This window comes from Niveispirillum sp. GW835-FHT14G11 (assembly GCF_058793615.1).
The window spans coordinates 417,595-431,732 of sequence record NZ_JBXAFZ010000002.1; the positions used below are offsets into that span (position 1 = coordinate 417,595).

Annotated in this window: 13 protein-coding genes; 6 read left to right on the forward strand and 7 right to left on the reverse strand. The window is 62.8% G+C overall.

What is annotated here, in order from left to right:
• The first annotated feature begins 110 nt into the window (after positions 1 to 110).
• The 5 genes from AC1Q7F_RS05260 to AC1Q7F_RS05280 all read left to right on the forward strand — a co-directional run bounded on the left by AC1Q7F_RS05260 (position 111) and on the right by AC1Q7F_RS05280 (position 5,275).
• Entirely contained in the window at positions 111 to 1,619 is a 1,509-nt protein-coding gene (locus tag AC1Q7F_RS05260; RefSeq protein WP_492504530.1) for an aldehyde dehydrogenase family protein, read from the forward strand.
• A 40-nt stretch (positions 1,620 to 1,659) separates the two neighbouring features.
• A complete protein-coding gene (locus AC1Q7F_RS05265) occupies positions 1,660 to 3,867 on the forward strand; it encodes a TonB-dependent receptor (protein WP_492504531.1) in 2,208 nt (735 codons plus the stop codon).
• Between the two features lie 127 nt (positions 3,868 to 3,994).
• A complete protein-coding gene (locus AC1Q7F_RS05270) occupies positions 3,995 to 4,228 on the forward strand; it encodes an AbrB/MazE/SpoVT family DNA-binding domain-containing protein (protein WP_492504533.1) in 234 nt (77 codons plus the stop codon).
• Positions 4,229 to 4,691: 463 nt separating this feature from the next.
• Positions 4,692 to 4,898 carry a hypothetical protein gene (locus tag AC1Q7F_RS05275; RefSeq protein WP_492504535.1) on the forward strand — a complete coding sequence of 69 codons (207 nt, stop codon included), beginning with the start codon at positions 4,692 to 4,694 and terminating at the stop codon, positions 4,896 to 4,898.
• A complete protein-coding gene (locus AC1Q7F_RS05280) occupies positions 4,895 to 5,275 on the forward strand; it encodes a type II toxin-antitoxin system VapC family toxin (RefSeq protein ID WP_492504537.1) in 381 nt (126 codons plus the stop codon). Before AC1Q7F_RS05275 ends, AC1Q7F_RS05280 begins: the two co-directional genes overlap by 4 nt.
• A gap of 217 nt (positions 5,276 to 5,492) precedes the next feature.
• On the opposite strand, the gene AC1Q7F_RS05285 is transcribed toward AC1Q7F_RS05280, so the two are convergent.
• The 5 genes from AC1Q7F_RS05285 to AC1Q7F_RS05305 form a co-directional block, all read right to left on the reverse strand.
• A complete protein-coding gene (locus AC1Q7F_RS05285; protein ID WP_492504539.1) occupies positions 5,493 to 7,127 on the reverse strand; it encodes an AAA family ATPase in 1,635 nt (544 codons plus the stop codon).
• Between the two features lie 264 nt (positions 7,128 to 7,391).
• Entirely contained in the window at positions 7,392 to 8,300 is a 909-nt protein-coding gene (locus AC1Q7F_RS05290) for a polysaccharide deacetylase family protein (protein WP_492504541.1), read from the reverse strand.
• A 1-nt stretch (position 8,301) separates the two neighbouring features.
• Positions 8,302 to 9,060 carry a maleate cis-trans isomerase family protein gene (locus AC1Q7F_RS05295; protein WP_492504543.1) on the reverse strand — a complete coding sequence of 253 codons (759 nt, stop codon included), beginning with the start codon at positions 9,058 to 9,060 and terminating at the stop codon, positions 8,302 to 8,304.
• Positions 9,061 to 9,093: 33 nt separating this feature from the next.
• A complete protein-coding gene (locus AC1Q7F_RS05300; RefSeq protein ID WP_492504545.1) occupies positions 9,094 to 10,290 on the reverse strand; it encodes an FAD-dependent oxidoreductase in 1,197 nt (398 codons plus the stop codon).
• Positions 10,291 to 10,320: 30 nt separating this feature from the next.
• Complete coding sequence (locus AC1Q7F_RS05305) at positions 10,321 to 10,734, reverse strand: c-type cytochrome (RefSeq protein WP_492504547.1); 414 nt, start codon at positions 10,732 to 10,734, stop codon at positions 10,321 to 10,323.
• A gap of 296 nt (positions 10,735 to 11,030) precedes the next feature.
• On the opposite strand from AC1Q7F_RS05305, the gene AC1Q7F_RS05310 reads away from it, so the two are divergent.
• A complete protein-coding gene (locus AC1Q7F_RS05310) occupies positions 11,031 to 12,254 on the forward strand; it encodes a serine hydrolase domain-containing protein (RefSeq protein ID WP_492504549.1) in 1,224 nt (407 codons plus the stop codon).
• A gap of 3 nt (positions 12,255 to 12,257) precedes the next feature.
• On the opposite strand, the gene AC1Q7F_RS05315 is transcribed toward AC1Q7F_RS05310, so the two are convergent.
• Positions 12,258 to 13,052, reverse strand: coding sequence for a helix-turn-helix domain-containing protein (locus AC1Q7F_RS05315; RefSeq protein WP_492504550.1), 795 nt, complete (start codon positions 13,050 to 13,052; stop codon positions 12,258 to 12,260).
• A 214-nt stretch (positions 13,053 to 13,266) separates the two neighbouring features.
• Complete coding sequence (locus AC1Q7F_RS05320; protein ID WP_492504552.1) at positions 13,267 to 14,127, reverse strand: isocitrate lyase/PEP mutase family protein; 861 nt, start codon at positions 14,125 to 14,127, stop codon at positions 13,267 to 13,269.
• Positions 14,128 to 14,138: the final 11 nt, after the last annotated feature.

The window sequence follows — 14,138 nt, forward strand, 5'->3', positions numbered from 1 at the left end:
CGGATAAACCGCAAAACGGTTCTGACCCTTTGCGTTTTCCTGCCCACAATTACCTCCCAGAACAACAACGCCTGCAACGGCGGTTCATGATCGAACCTGGGAGTCAGGGTATGCATATCGAGAACTTAGGCCCGGCGCAGCCGGGTGCGCGTGACTGGCTGCGCAAGCCGCGTCACCAGTTGCTGATCGATGGCGAATGGGTGGACCCGGCCGCCGGCCGTTACCTGCCCACCATCAACCCGGCCACGGGCGCGGTGCTGGGGCAGATCGCCGCGGCCGATGAAGGCGATGTGGACCGCGCCGTCGCCGCCGCCCGCCGGGCGTTTGACGATGGCGCCTGGCGCGGCATGGTACCGGCGGCCCGCGCCCGCCTGCTTTGGCGCATCGCCGACCTGATCGACGCCCATATCGATGAGCTGTCGGAGCTGGAAACGCTGGACCAGGGCAAGGCGCTCTCTGTCGGGCGCTGGGCCGAGATCCCGATGGCGGCCGAGCAGTTCCGTTTCTTCGCGGGCCTGTGCACCAAGGTGTCGGGCGACACCATCCCGTCCAGCATCAATTACCAGCCGGCCGGCAAGCGCATCCAGGCCTATACCACCAAGGAACCGGTGGGCGTGGTGGCCGCCATCACGCCCTGGAATTCGCCGCTGATCATGCATGCCATGAAGCTGGCCCCGGCCCTGGCCGCCGGCTGCACCTTGGTGCTGAAGCCGGCGGAGGAAACCTCCCTGACCGCGTTGCGTCTGGCGGAGCTGCTGATGGAGGCCGGGGTGCCGGCCGGTGTAGTCAATGTCGTGACCGGCCTGGGGTCGGTGGTGGGGGCGGCCCTGGCCGCGCACAGGCAAGTCGACAAGGTGGCCTTCACCGGTTCCACCCAGACCGGCCGCGCCATCCTGGACGGGGCACGGGGCAATCTGAAGAAGGTGACGCTGGAGCTGGGCGGCAAGTCGCCGGTGGTGATCATGCCCGACGCCGAACTCCCGGCCGCCATCCAGGGCGCGGCCAACGCCATCTTCTTCAATGGCGGTCAGGTCTGTGTGGCCGGTTCCCGCCTCTATGCCCATCGCTCCATCGTCGATCAGGTGGTCAAGGGCGTGGCCGACATCGCCCGCAGCATCCGCCTGGGCCATGGCCTGGACCCGGAGACCCAGATGGGTCCGCTGGTCAGCAAGCGCCAGGCCGACCGGGTGAAGGCCTATATCGATCAGGCCGTGGCCGAGGGCGCCACCCTGGTGACGGGCGGCGGACAGAAGGGCCCAGCCGGCACCTTCATCGAACCCACCATCATCACCGGTGCCGATCCCAAATCCGCCATCGTCTGTGAAGAAGTGTTCGGCCCCGTCGTCGTGGTCGCCCCCTTCGATGACGTGGCCGAGGTCGTGGCCGCCGCCAACGATACCGAATTCGGTCTGGCCGCCAGCGTCTGGACGCAGGACCTGTCGGCGGCATCGCGCCTGTCGGCCGATATCCGCGCCGGCACGGTGTGGGTGAACTGCCATTCCTTCTGGGATGTGGCCCTGCCCATCGGCGGGTTCAAGCAATCGGGCTGGGGTCGCGAAAGCGGCGTCGGCGCCATCGATAACTATCTGGAAGTGAAAACCGTTTGCATGGTCGTCTGACCAGCCGGTATTGCACCTCCATCGATCAAGGAATTCAGACATGCCCGGCTATCACCGCCGTACCCTTCTGCTCGCCTCGCTTCTGGCCGGCAGCACCGCCCTTCCCGCCCTGGCGCAATCTGCCGGCGACAGCCTGATGCTGGACGAGATCATCGTCACCGCCCAGCGCCGCGAACAATCGCTGCAGACCACGCCCGTCGCCGTCACCACCCTGACGGCCGACGCCCTGGCCGATCAGCAGATCGGCAGTGCCGAGGACCTGTCCTCCATCGTGCCCGGCCTGACCCTGATGCCCGTCACCGCCAGCCGCTCCACCCTGCAGGTGGGGTTGCGCGGCGGGTCGGAACAGTCGGGCGGGCTGGTCACGTCGGAATCCGCCGTCGCCTTCTATGTCGATGATGTCTATCGCGGCCGGCTGGCCGGGTCCAACCTGGAACTGGCCGATATCCAGCGGATCGAGGTGCTGCGCGGGCCGCAGGGCACGCTCTATGGCCGCAATTCCTTCTCCGGCGCCATCAAGGTGGTGACCCGCACGCCGGGGGAGGATGAATGGGCCGAAATGCAGGCCGGCATCGGCTCCTACAACGACTATCACGCGTCCGCCTCCTGGGGCGGCGACCTGATCGAGGATGCGCTGGGGGCCTCCCTCTCCGTCCTCACCCGTGACCAGGACGGCTATGTTTATAACGAGGCGCTGGATAAGGATGTGTTCGGGCAGGAAAACCTGGCCCTGCGCGGCAAGCTGCATTTCTATGGGCGCGAAGGGTTGAAGGCCACCTTGTCGGTGACCCGCACCCAGGACCGCAATGACGGCCCCGCCAACCTGATCCCCGTCACCTTCCCCGGCACCTATCCGACGCTGGCGGCCAATGCCGTATCGTTGAAGGATGCCATTCCCCGCGCCGGATCGCGCTTCGTCAGCCAGTCCACGGCCGAACCCGACGGCTATACCGACCAGACGGCGGTGTCGCTGGACGTTACCGCCGAATGGGGCGACATGACGGTGCGCTCCATCTCCGCCTTTGTCGGCACCGATGACGGGTTCGTGTTCGACCTGTCGGGTGGCATCCGCAATCCTGACGGCAGCTTCCGCCCCAACGGCCTGGTCCGTGACGGGCAGAGCCAGACCGACCAGTACAGCCAGGAGATCCAGTTCCAGGGCGACGCCTTGGACGGCAAGCTCACCTGGATCACCGGGCTTTATTATTTCCGCGAGGAAAGCCTGCAGGTGCTGAACGACCAGTTGGTGCTGGGCCAGTTCTTCACCATGCCCGTCCTGCCCCAGACCATCGACAGCACCACCGACAGCTATGCCGCCTTCGCCCAGGGCACATATCAGGTGGATGAGAACCTGTCCGTCACCGGCGGCCTGCGCTATACCAAGGACAAGAAGAAGCTGGATGGCAGCATCCAGAACTACCTGCCCTTTGCGCCGGGACCTGCCATCACCCTGGTGCCCGTGGTCCGCAGCCCGTCCTTCAGTTCCTGGTCGCCCAAGATCGGGGCCGATTACAAGATCAATGACGATATCTTCGCCTATGCCACCGTGTCCAAGGGGTTCAAGGCCGGCGGCTTCAACGGTCTGGCCGTGGCCAGCCCCGTGGTGTTTGGCACGGTCTATGACCCGCAGACGGTCTGGGCCTATGAGGGCGGGTTGAAGGTGACGGGCCTGGATGGCCGGCTGCGCGCCAACCTGTCAGTCTATCGCAACGACCTGTATGATTTGCAGCAGACCGAACAGGTGGCCGCCGGCTCCTACGCCATCCGCAATATCGGCAATGCGCGGGTTGATGGCGCGGAACTGGAGCTGACGCTGAAGGCCGCACCGGGGCTGGACCTGTTCGCCAATCTGGGCCTGATGGATGACAAATACAAATCCAAGAACCCGCTGTCGGACAGCGCCACGGCCGGCGCCAAGCACCTGCCGCTCGTCTCCCCCTGGAGCATCCAGACCGGCTTCACCTATGAAACGCCTGGGTTCTGGCAGGACGCGGTCCGCCTGCGCCTTTCGGGCAGCTATCAGTACCAGGATGATTACTATTCCACCGTCGCCAATCTGGTGAAGACGGAGACGGTGGGCCTAGTCAACGCCTCGGTGGCCTTGCTGTCGGGCGATGATCGCTGGAGCCTGACGCTCGCGGCCAAGAACCTGACGGATGAGGAGTATTTCACCACGGCGCCCAGCAACGCCGCGGTGGCGATTGCCGAGCCGCGGATGTGGACACTGACGGCGGGGTACAAGTTCTGAGGTCTGTTGTCCGAGGAACAAGGTTCACGGCCCCCTTCTCGCGATGGCGGGGAGGGGGATTTTTGTTTTCACAGTGCCGGCATGCTATGAAGTATCCTTGTTGACGACGGGTATAACCGAGGCAGCCATGGTCACGACGGTCACCAGCAAGGGTCAGGTCACCATCCCCAAGCCGCTGCGCGACCGGCTGGGCATCGGGCCGGGCAGTGCCGTCGATTTTGAACTGGCACCGGATGGGCGTGTCACCCTGGTCAAGGTCGACCATGCCCACCCTGCCCGCCGGTTCGCCGCCCTGCGTGGCCGCGCCGGGGCGGGTCCGAGTACCGAGGAGATCATGGCCCTGACCCGTGGTGAGGGGTGAGCCTTGACCCTGGTCGATACCAACATCCTGTTGGATATCGTCACCGACGATCCCATCTGGGCCGAATGCCGATCTGTTCATCGGCGCCCACGCCGCCATCGCCTCCCTCCCCCTGCTGACCAGCGACATCCGACGGTATCGGACATATTTCCCAAGCGTCGCGTTGATCACGCCGGAGGGGTGATCGGAGTGGATGGGTCGCCTGCTCCGAATGCGGACACCTCTGTGCAACATCGTGCAACATAAAATGCGCTGCGTTTCAGAGCCGGCGGTGGGCCTGCTCCGAATGGGTGACATGGGGGTGGCGTTGATGACGACCTTATACCACAGGCAGACGCAGAAGTCAGCTTATGTGAGGGTGGCCAAGGCTCTCAGGGCGATGGCCGATATGCTGCCCGTGCCGACGCTTGCGTCGATGCGGATATTGATGTAGTTAAGCATCAAGTATGATGTGAGGTTTTCGATGCGGACCACAGTTTCGGTTGAGGATGCGCTCTATAAGCAGGCGCTGGAATATGCCGATCCGGAGGTGTCCAGTGCGTCGGACCTCGTGCGCGAGGCGATCAAGGTCTATGTGCGGGTGCAGTCTGCCAAGCGCTTGGCAGCCCTGGGTGGTACCGTTCCCACCATGCAGGACATTCCCCGGCGCGGGGAGCCCGCCGCCCCATGAACGTGCTGATCGACACATCGGTTTGGGTGGACCATTTTAGAAATGGAAACCCTGCCTTGGTCGAGCTGATGCAGGCGGACCTGGCACTCATTCATCCAATGGTGACGGCCGAGTTGGCCTGTGGGACGCCGCCACAACCACGCGCGAGCACCTTGCGCAGCATCGACATGCTGCGACCATGCAAGCAAGCCACGCTTCGCGAAGTGATCGATTTCATCGAACGCGAGCGCCTCTACGGCCGGGGATGCGGGTTGGTCGATATGTGCCTGTTGGCCTCGACATTGATCACCCCCAGCGCCAAACTGTGGACACGCGACAAACGCCTGGCGGAAATTGCCAGGGAGTTCGGCGCGGGTTTCCAACCGGTAGGGCATTAGGCCCTGTTGGCAAAGGTGAACAGCTCCGGCAACGCTGCGTGAAGCCGTGGCCGGAGAGCGTTCGGGCAGCAAGGCGCCGCATTTCGGCTGTCCCCGGCATTCTAGCGCGACCCCGGTTTCTGCCGTTCATTGGTCACACATGAACACCCACAGTTTCCATGCACATTGCAGACTGGCGGTGGCGTCGATTAACTTTATCTTTCCAAAATGCCATTTTCTAGGCTAGCGCAGCCGCGAGCCCGCCAAAATGCCCGATCAGGGTCGCCCTGATTGACTCATCATCACTAACCAGCTTACGAACGGCAGCTTCGTACTGGCTCCGGCTTTTAAACTGAAGAGCGGTCACGACAGCCTCCAGCGCCCTCGTTTCGCGAATTGGATAGCGTCGCACGATCTTCTCAACATCGTTGGCGGCAATCCAGGATTCCAATTGCGCTTTTTCAGCTTGGTACATCGTCTGTGTGTCGACAGTGATATTGACGTTGTCGCCCCTTTGAATTGCCTTCCAGTCAGGCACTTGCATGCTAATCTTATCTTTAACAGCCTGCTCCGTCATCCGCGCGGCTAGCCTGTCAACCTCGGAGGCAATCGCCGCAACCAGATTCGCGCTGGCGGTTTGAATCATATGCGCGGGCTCGCCTCCGACAACGGTACATTGCCGCTGGGCGACGGCGGCAATGATTGCCGGGCTGTAATAGAGGGATTCGACCGAGTATACGGAGAGTGGGTAAATCCCTTTTGCTATGAAAGAAGAACGCTGAGTCGACGAAATCTGATCTTGATCCACTATGCCGAATGCCTGTACCCAAGTTACCGCCTCGGCGTCGCTCACACTGACGACGGCATGTTCAACATCTCGGCAGCTCTGACGCGGGAAAATAGATACACCGGGGAACAGCAACTCATAGAGCGGTTTGTCAAGGCTGGCAGACGTACCTTCAATAAATAGCATCTTTCGGCGTGAACCGATGATAGCCTCCTTGGTAGCATCATCGACCTCAACACCCGGTTCAAGCACATCAAGGTCCCATGCAGCGACATCATCGCCTATTGATGTGGAATCGCGAACCAAAACGGTTCTGGCAGTCGGCATGCCAATTGGCAGACTGAGTTCATGGGTAGAAACAACAAAAATGCAGTCTGGACGTTTTCCGAAAAGCCGCAAAAGCAGTGGCGTCACGATCGATGCGTGGAGGTGACGTTCAGGCTCATCGACAAGTATTAGAGCGCCTTTTTTTGCGGTTAGAACCGTTCCTGCGATTAGCAATGCGGCTCGCTCGCCGTCTGACAACTGTGCTATGCTGTACGGCAGTCCTCCATTTTTTCTGGCAAAAATAGCGCTATTTTCTCCAATTTCTAATTTAATCGGAATGCCCGATCCAGCAAATAACTCAGTGATTTCGGCAAGTGGCTGGGGTTCCGCTGCGAGCTTGACAGCCTCTGCCTCGTTGCCAGATCGATATGCGTCTGCGAGTTGGCGTGAGAGCTTGTTGTCCAACTCAATAAGGTCGGCAATCACCAACCCCGATCGAACAGCGGCATTGTACTCCTTCCAACGTGCGTCGGGCTGATTATCCTGCCCTCTATTGTTACGTTCAGTTCTAATCTTATCTTGTGGTGAGAATGGAACCGCATTACTTGCCATCCACGTTTGGCGGTGTGCGGAAATACGAACGGCTTTGTCGTGATTGCGGCGGAATAGTATGGATATAAGGCCGGATTTACCAGCGCCGTTTGGTCCGACGACGAACAGCGGAGCAGACGATGACACTGGGAGTTGCAATTCAGACCCATTAATCAGGGGTATCGTCGTGTTGAAGGGGAATAGTGCAATCTTCGAAGTGTTTGTCACGTCTTTATCTCTTGAATAAATGAAATGCTGTGCGAAATTATAGCAAATCTGCTTGAGCTTGGAATAGGTTTTTCGAACAGCGGATCAGCGCTGGCGAGATTAGCGCTCAAGCGCGAGACGCCCAGAGGCATATCCGCTTTAGCTTGTCGCGATTTTGAAACCAGCCCGTCCGCTTCCGGCCCCAAACACGACATCCCAAATGCAAAAGCCGGGCACCCCTCCGCACCCCGGCTTCCCTGCCCTCAAACCAAACCGCCGTCCCCCTCACCCCGGCATATGCCCTGCACTGTTGGCCAGGTACCACCGCGCCAGTTCCTCGCGCGTCGGCCACCACACGCCGTCCAGGCCCTTGGCATATTCCAGGAACTCCCGCAGCCCGCGGATGCGATACCCCCGCCCCGTGACATGCGGGTGCAGGCCGACATTCATCAGACGGGCGGTCTTCTCCCCTTCCTTCAGCAGCACCGACAATTCCTCGATCAGCGTATCCCTGAACGCATCGGTGGTCAGGTTGCGGCGGGTCAGCAGGGTGAAGTCGTTGATCTCGTTGGAATAGGGGACGGAGACCAGGGGGCCGTTTTCCGTCTGTAATGGATAGGGCTGGTCGTCATTCATCAGGTCGCAATAGAACAGGAAGCCCTGTTCGGCCAGGATGCCGGCGGTGTTCAACGTGCCGCGCAGGGAGGAGGAGAGCCAGCCCAGCGGGCGGCGTCCGACATGGCGCTCATACATCTCGATGGAGCGCAGGATGATGTCGCGCTCTTTGGCGGGGTGCTTGGCGAAATTGGTCAGCAGCTCGCCCTGTTCGTAATTATGGGCCAGCAGTTCCCAGCCGCGCTCCAGACAGGCATCGACCATCGCCTTGCGGCGTTCGAAGGTGACGGCGTTGGTGGTGCAGCTGGCCTTCACGCCCAGCTCGTCGAACAGGTCATAGAGGCGCCAGATGCCGACGCGCTGGCCATATTCGCGCCAGGTATAGTTGGGGAAGTCGGGCGTGTCGCCGGGCAGCACGTCGGGCAGGATGGCGGGACCGCCGGCATAATAGGGCTTGTCCGTATCCTTGGTCAGATCCCAGGTTTCCAGGTTGAAGGTCAGGATCAGCGCCACCTTCTTACCGTCGGGCCAGCGCAGGGGGCCGCGCTTGGGCAGCGGCACGTAATCATAGTGGAGCATCTCAGAATTCCTCCAGCAGGCGGCCGAAGCCGTAGACCTTGTCCTGGATGCCGTTGGCGCGCAGGGCATGCCAGTATGTGGCGGTATTGATGGCGATCACCGGCTTGCCCAGCCACATCTCGGCCGCCGCCGCCAGCTTCACCATCGACAGGTTGGTGCCGACCTGCAGGATGGCATCGACATCGTCGCCGTCCAGCTGGCGCAGCACGTCGCGCAAGGTGGGCGTGCCGACCCGCGCGATGGAGGTCCAGGAGGGGCATTGCAGCGGCACGTCGCGCACCGTCTCATACCCGTAATCGGACAGGAAGTGGCGCACATGCGCGTTCGCCACCGGGTAATAGGGGGAGACGAAGGCCACCTTCTTGACCCCGCCATAGGCGGCGATGGCGGCGGCCAGAGATTCCGATCCGGTGGAAAGATACAGGCCGCTGACCTCCCGGATCTGGCGGCGGAACCGGGCCGCCCCCTCCGCCCCGCCATAGAAGGTGATGGCCGACATGCCCATGACCAGATAGTCCGGGTCCGCCGTCATCACCGATTTCACGGCATCCACCGTATTGTCGGCGATGGCCTGGGTGCCGGCCAGGAAGGACTCGTTGCTGATGGCCTGGGCGTTGGAGACGATGATGCGGCTGTAATGGTTGGTCACGCCGGCCGGGCGCATATCATCGAAATCGGGCTGCACGGTGGTGTTGGTGCTGGGCCCCAGCACGCCGAACAATTTGCGCCAGCCCCGGCTGTCCTTGGCTTCATCCTGCATTGGTCCATGTCCCTTCAGGAGGTCGGAGTTTGTTCACTCGATCGCCGCAGCGTCGGCCAGGCTCTGGAACATGGCCTGGCGCAACAGGAACTGGCGGCGCTGTTCGGGGTCGTTGCGGATGGCGAGCAGCTCGTCGCGGCGCTTTTCCTGGGCGCTGCCCTGGCCTTCCTTCATCATCTCCATGGTCTGGATGGTCTGGGCCTGGACGAAGCTGCGCGCGGCACCCCGGCGCTGGCGGCTGAACTGCTCCAGCGAGGCCTCGTCCGCGCGGCCGCTGGTGATGATGGCGGCCAGACGCCGGCACAGGTTAAAGGCATCATGGATGCCGCTGTTCATGCCGAAGCCGCCCAGCGGGTTGTTCAGATGCGCGCTGTCCCCCACCAGGAAGGCGCGGCCCTGGCGGAAGCTTTCCGCCACGCGCTGATGCATGCGATAGATGGTGCGGTGATAGGTCTTGATGCCGGTCTTGCCGATCAGACGCTGGAACACGCGGTCGCGGTTTTCGTCCGACACCAGCTGCGCGTCCGAACTGTCGGCCGTGGCCGGCAGCAGGATGCGCCAGACCGACGGCACGCGCAGCAGCACCAGCCATTCGTCGGGATCGGCGACATAATTCACATGCGCCAGATTGGGGAAGTAATCCTCCAGCGGTTCCGCCGTGGACAGGCACAGGAACTTTTCGGGATAGGTGAAACCCTCGAACCCGATGCCCAGCCATTTGCGCACGGCGGAATTCGCACCATCGGCGCCGATCACGTAATCGGCGCGCACCTTCTCAATGGCGAACGGCGTCTCGAACGCCACATCGACACCGGTATCATCCTGGCTCAAGGAAACCAGGCGGCTGTTGAACCGGATCTCGGCCTTGGGATGGGCTTCCAGCTTTTCCGCCAGGGCGCGGGCCAGATGATATTGCTCGCATTGCAGGCGATAGGGATAGCGGGTCGTGCCCTCCAACTCCCCCAAATCGAACTCCACCACCGCACCGGTGCGGCGATCGCGGTAATGGTAGAGCGGCGCCTTCAGGCCCTTGTCCAGAAGGACGGGCGTGATCTCCAGCTCGTCCAGCATTTCCAGCGTGGGCGGGTGGAAGGTGGAGGCGCGCAAATCCTGCGCGCAATCGGCCCCGGCCTCCAGCACCAGCACATCGATGCCCTGGCGGGCCAGATAATAGGCCGCAACCGTGCCGACAGGGCCGGCACCGGCGATCACCACCTGCGTGCGGATCATGATTATCCCTTTCTCATTATCAGGGGGATGTCAGTTGGTGGCCCGGCGCAGATACGCGATCAGGGCATCACGGTCGGCCTTGTCGGGAAGCCCGATGAAGGCCATGGTCGTGCCCTTGATCAGCGCGGTCGGATGCGTCAGCCAGACATCCAGAGTCTTTTCATCCCAGACGACGCCGCTGTCACGCAGGGCCGGGGAATATTTGAAGGTTTCGACATGCCCGGCCGGCTTGCCCCAGAACCCGTTCAGGTTGGGGCCGACCTTGTTGGGCTTGCCCGCCGCCACCTCGTGACAGGTGCGGCAGCGCAGATAAAGGCGCTCCCCCCTGTCCGGGGCGGTCTGCGCCATGGCGGACTGGACACAGGCCGTCATCATCGCGATCAGAATGGCTGGAATGATGGCGCGTGCCGCGATACGGCGATAGCACCTGCCCACAAGAATCATGGTCGAACCGCCTCCAGACATGGGACCGATTATTTGCAACCACACCTGTCAAGGCGGGTGGCCCGTATGCTTGTATTTGGGACCACACCGGATCGGCGGTCGATATGGCCGTCCCTATCTGGCCACCCAGTGGATAAGTTGGCCATCGCACCTGTCGCCGGCCGAATGATGCACATACCGTCACCATGCGACCTGCGGTTCCCCGCATCGCGAGCACTAGAGTTCCCGAAAACTGACCGCGGATCCGCTTCGACGTTTCCGCGGTCTTTTTCCATGAACAAGGGGATGAGCTGAGGATGCGGCGCGCTTCGATCTGGCTGACCATGCTTTTGTCCGGCACCATTTCCGGCACCGCCCTGGCGGCGGACACGGATCGCGACGCGATCTATCGCGACCGTCTGGCGATCCTGAGCAGCAGCACCGGCTCACTTGAAGCGCTCTATCAGCCGCGTGAGAAGGTGGCGGGGGCGGCGGCGACGCTGCCCATGGCGACGCCCGGACAGACCAGCATCAAGGCGGACGCCCTGGCCGCCGCGCGCGCCTATGCCGCCGACAGCGCCGCCCAGGCCTTCATCGTCTGGCATGATGGCAGCATCCAGGACGAGGCCTATTTCAACGGCGCGAATGCCGACACACCCCTGGCATCGAAATCCCTGTCCAAGCCGATGACAGCCATGATCATCGGCCGCGCCATCCAGATGGAGCTGGTGAAATCGCTGGACCAAAGCGTGTCGGATTTCATCACCGAATGGAAGGGCACGCCCAAGCAGGCGATGCTGATCCGCCATCTACTGGACATGCGCACCGGATTTCTGGAACAGGGCTTCAGCCCCGATCCGGCCAGCCCGTGGAACCTGGCCTATCTGGCCGTGGACCATGACGCCTATATCGTCAAAGAATACCCGTTCACGCACAAGCCGGGCGAGCGCTATGGCTATTCCAACGCTACGTCGGAGCTGATCGCCCTGGTGATCGAACGGGCGACGGGAAGGCGCTATGCGGAATTCGTGGGCACGGAACTGCTGACCCCCATCGGCGCGCCGGGCGGCGAGGTCTGGATCAACCGGCCGGGCGGGCTGGCCCATTCCGGCTGCTGCATGATGCTGCCGGCGCGGGCCTGGCTGCAGATGGCACGGCTGCTGCTGGATGATGGCATGGCGGGAGGCCGGCGCCTGCTGCCGAAGGGGTATGTGCAGCAGATGGCCACCGGCACGGCGCAGAACCCGCATTATGGCCTGGGCCTGTGGGTGGCCGGGCCGTACCGGGAACGCCGCGGCTTCGGCGCGCCGGGGGCGGCGGGTCCGCAGGTGCTGCACAGCGAACCTTACATGGACAAGGATCTGTTCATGTTCGACGGCAATGGCAACCAGACCGTCCAGATTTCCCATGCCGCCGGCCTGATCGTCCTGCGCATGGGGCCGACCCCGCCCAAGGGCGTGGACTGGGACAATAGCCGTCTGCCCAACCTGCTGCTGGGCGGGTTGAAGAAGCCGGTGTCGCTGGTGGCACAGACACGGTGACCCCTATTTCTGGTTCTGCGCCGCCGCCTGGGTCAGTTCCGTACTGATCGTGTCGGCGGTGCCCTTCAGATCGTCCAGATAGCGGTCCAGGGCCGCCTCCACCTTCATGGCGGTGGCGAAGAAGATCATGGTCATCGCCGCCTTGAAATGCTCGCCCAGGAAGATGGGCACGGCGATGGACGCCGTCTTGCCCGGTGTCAGATTATGGTGGTTGCGGCCCTGCATGGCGTAACCTTGCGTGCGGATGCGCTCCACATTCAAGGCGGCGCGGGCGGCCTTCAGATATTCGGGGTCCACCTCCTGCGACACCTTCATCCAGCGCAACAGGGTTTCCCGCTCCTCATCCGGCGTATAGGCCATGGAGAGCTTGCCCGACGCGCTGTCCAGCACCGGCAGGGTGAAGCCCGGATAATAGCGCTCGAAGGTCAGGGCGGTGTTGGCGTGCGTGCTGTCGCGCAGCATCATGTTGCGGCCAACACGCGACGCGATGGAGATGGGCCAGCCGATGCGCCGGGTCAGCGACACGATATGCGGCCGCGCAATCTCCACCAGCCGGTCATCATCCTGGAACCCATAGGCCAGCGACTGGACGAGTGCTGTCGGGCGATAACGCTTGCGGTCCGGCTCCTGCTCCACCAGCCCTTCATAGACCAGGGTCTGCACCAGACGGCAGGCGGTGGGATAGGGCACCTCTGCCGACCGGGCGATTTCCATCATGGTCAGGGAGCCCTGGCGGTTGATGGCCTTCAAGGCCGCGATCGCCCGCGTGATGGCCCGGATCGGCACCCCCTTCTCCATCGCTCCCTCCCCCTGTTTGTGACAGTTGGATGGTGCCCGGATTGCGGGGTGCCGGTCGCAGGTCGGATCGATGACTATCCGCCTGCCGGACAGATTGCCGTTCCCTCAGGCGCCGGGCGCCGCCATCCGGCGGCTTGGCTTGCGCGGGCATGGGCCCGCGGGCGCTCAATGCGCCAACCAATCTGCGATGAGTTTCACTCATCGCAGATTGGCATTACCGCGCCCACTTCTTGTCAAAGGCCCAGACCGCCTCGAACCCGATCAGGGAGCAAAACTCCTTGAAATCGAACAGGGGCACATCGGGCGACAGGCTGGTGCCCGTCTGTTTCAGGTTCAGCAGCGCGCTTTCCATGGCCGCCGCCGCCGCCAGGCTGGTCATGGCCGGGAAGATCGACAGGGCATAGCCCAGCCCTTCCAGCGTGGCTGCGTCGCGGATGGGGGTCAGGCCGCCGTCGGCCATGTTGGCCATCATCGGCCGGTCCAGCGCTGCGGTGACGGTGCGTGCCTCCTCATCGCTGGTCAGCGCCTCGGGGAACAGGATGTCGGCGCCGGCCTCGGCATAGAGTTTCATGCGATGGAGCACGCCTTCCAGCCCCTCGCTCTGCCGCGCGTCGGTGCGGGCGATGATCAGGAAATTCTCATCCCGCCGTGCCTCCACGGCCACGCGGATCTTGTCGGCCATCTCCGCCGCCGGGATGACGCGCTTGCCCGGCGTATGGCCGCACTTCTTGGGGAACTCCTGGTCCTCGATCTGGATGGCGGTGACGCCCGCCTGCTCATAGGCCTGGACCGTGTGATGCACGTTCAGCAGCCCACCGAAGCCGGTATCGGCATCGGCGATGACCGCAGCGTTGGACGTGCGCACCAGCGTCGCCATGCGGTCGACCATCTGCGTCACCGATGCGATGCCGGCATCGGGCAAGCCATAGGCCGACGCGACGGTCCAATAGCCGCTGCCATAGACGACATCGAAGCCGACCTTGTTAGCGATGACGGCGCCGATCATGTCCTGGATACCGGGGGCGGTGACGAACTGACGCGCGGCCAGCTTCTGGCGCAGGATGGGGTTGGCCATGATGTTCCTGT

Excerpts from the sequence above, each read along its gene's own strand:
- AC1Q7F_RS05290 (WP_492504541.1), bottom strand. The coding sequence starts at position 8,300 with ATGCTCCACTATGATTACGTGCCGCTGCCCAAGCGCGGCCCCCTGCGC.
- AC1Q7F_RS05305 (WP_492504547.1), bottom strand. The coding sequence starts at position 10,734 with ATGATTCTTGTGGGCAGGTGCTATCGCCGTATCGCGGCACGCGCCATC.
- AC1Q7F_RS05270 (WP_492504533.1), top strand. The coding sequence starts at position 3,995 with ATGGTCACGACGGTCACCAGCAAGGGTCAGGTCACCATCCCCAAGCCG.
- AC1Q7F_RS05295 (WP_492504543.1), bottom strand. The coding sequence starts at position 9,060 with ATGCAGGATGAAGCCAAGGACAGCCGGGGCTGGCGCAAATTGTTCGGC.
- AC1Q7F_RS05275 (WP_492504535.1), top strand. The coding sequence starts at position 4,692 with ATGCGGACCACAGTTTCGGTTGAGGATGCGCTCTATAAGCAGGCGCTG.
- AC1Q7F_RS05310 (WP_492504549.1), top strand. The coding sequence starts at position 11,031 with ATGCGGCGCGCTTCGATCTGGCTGACCATGCTTTTGTCCGGCACCATT.
- AC1Q7F_RS05300 (WP_492504545.1), bottom strand. The coding sequence starts at position 10,290 with ATGATCCGCACGCAGGTGGTGATCGCCGGTGCCGGCCCTGTCGGCACG.
- AC1Q7F_RS05260 (WP_492504530.1), top strand. The coding sequence starts at position 111 with ATGCATATCGAGAACTTAGGCCCGGCGCAGCCGGGTGCGCGTGACTGG.
- AC1Q7F_RS05265 (WP_492504531.1), top strand. The coding sequence starts at position 1,660 with ATGCCCGGCTATCACCGCCGTACCCTTCTGCTCGCCTCGCTTCTGGCC.
- AC1Q7F_RS05280 (WP_492504537.1), top strand. The coding sequence starts at position 4,895 with ATGAACGTGCTGATCGACACATCGGTTTGGGTGGACCATTTTAGAAAT.
- AC1Q7F_RS05315 (WP_492504550.1), bottom strand. The coding sequence starts at position 13,052 with ATGGAGAAGGGGGTGCCGATCCGGGCCATCACGCGGGCGATCGCGGCC.
- AC1Q7F_RS05320 (WP_492504552.1), bottom strand. The coding sequence starts at position 14,127 with ATGGCCAACCCCATCCTGCGCCAGAAGCTGGCCGCGCGTCAGTTCGTC.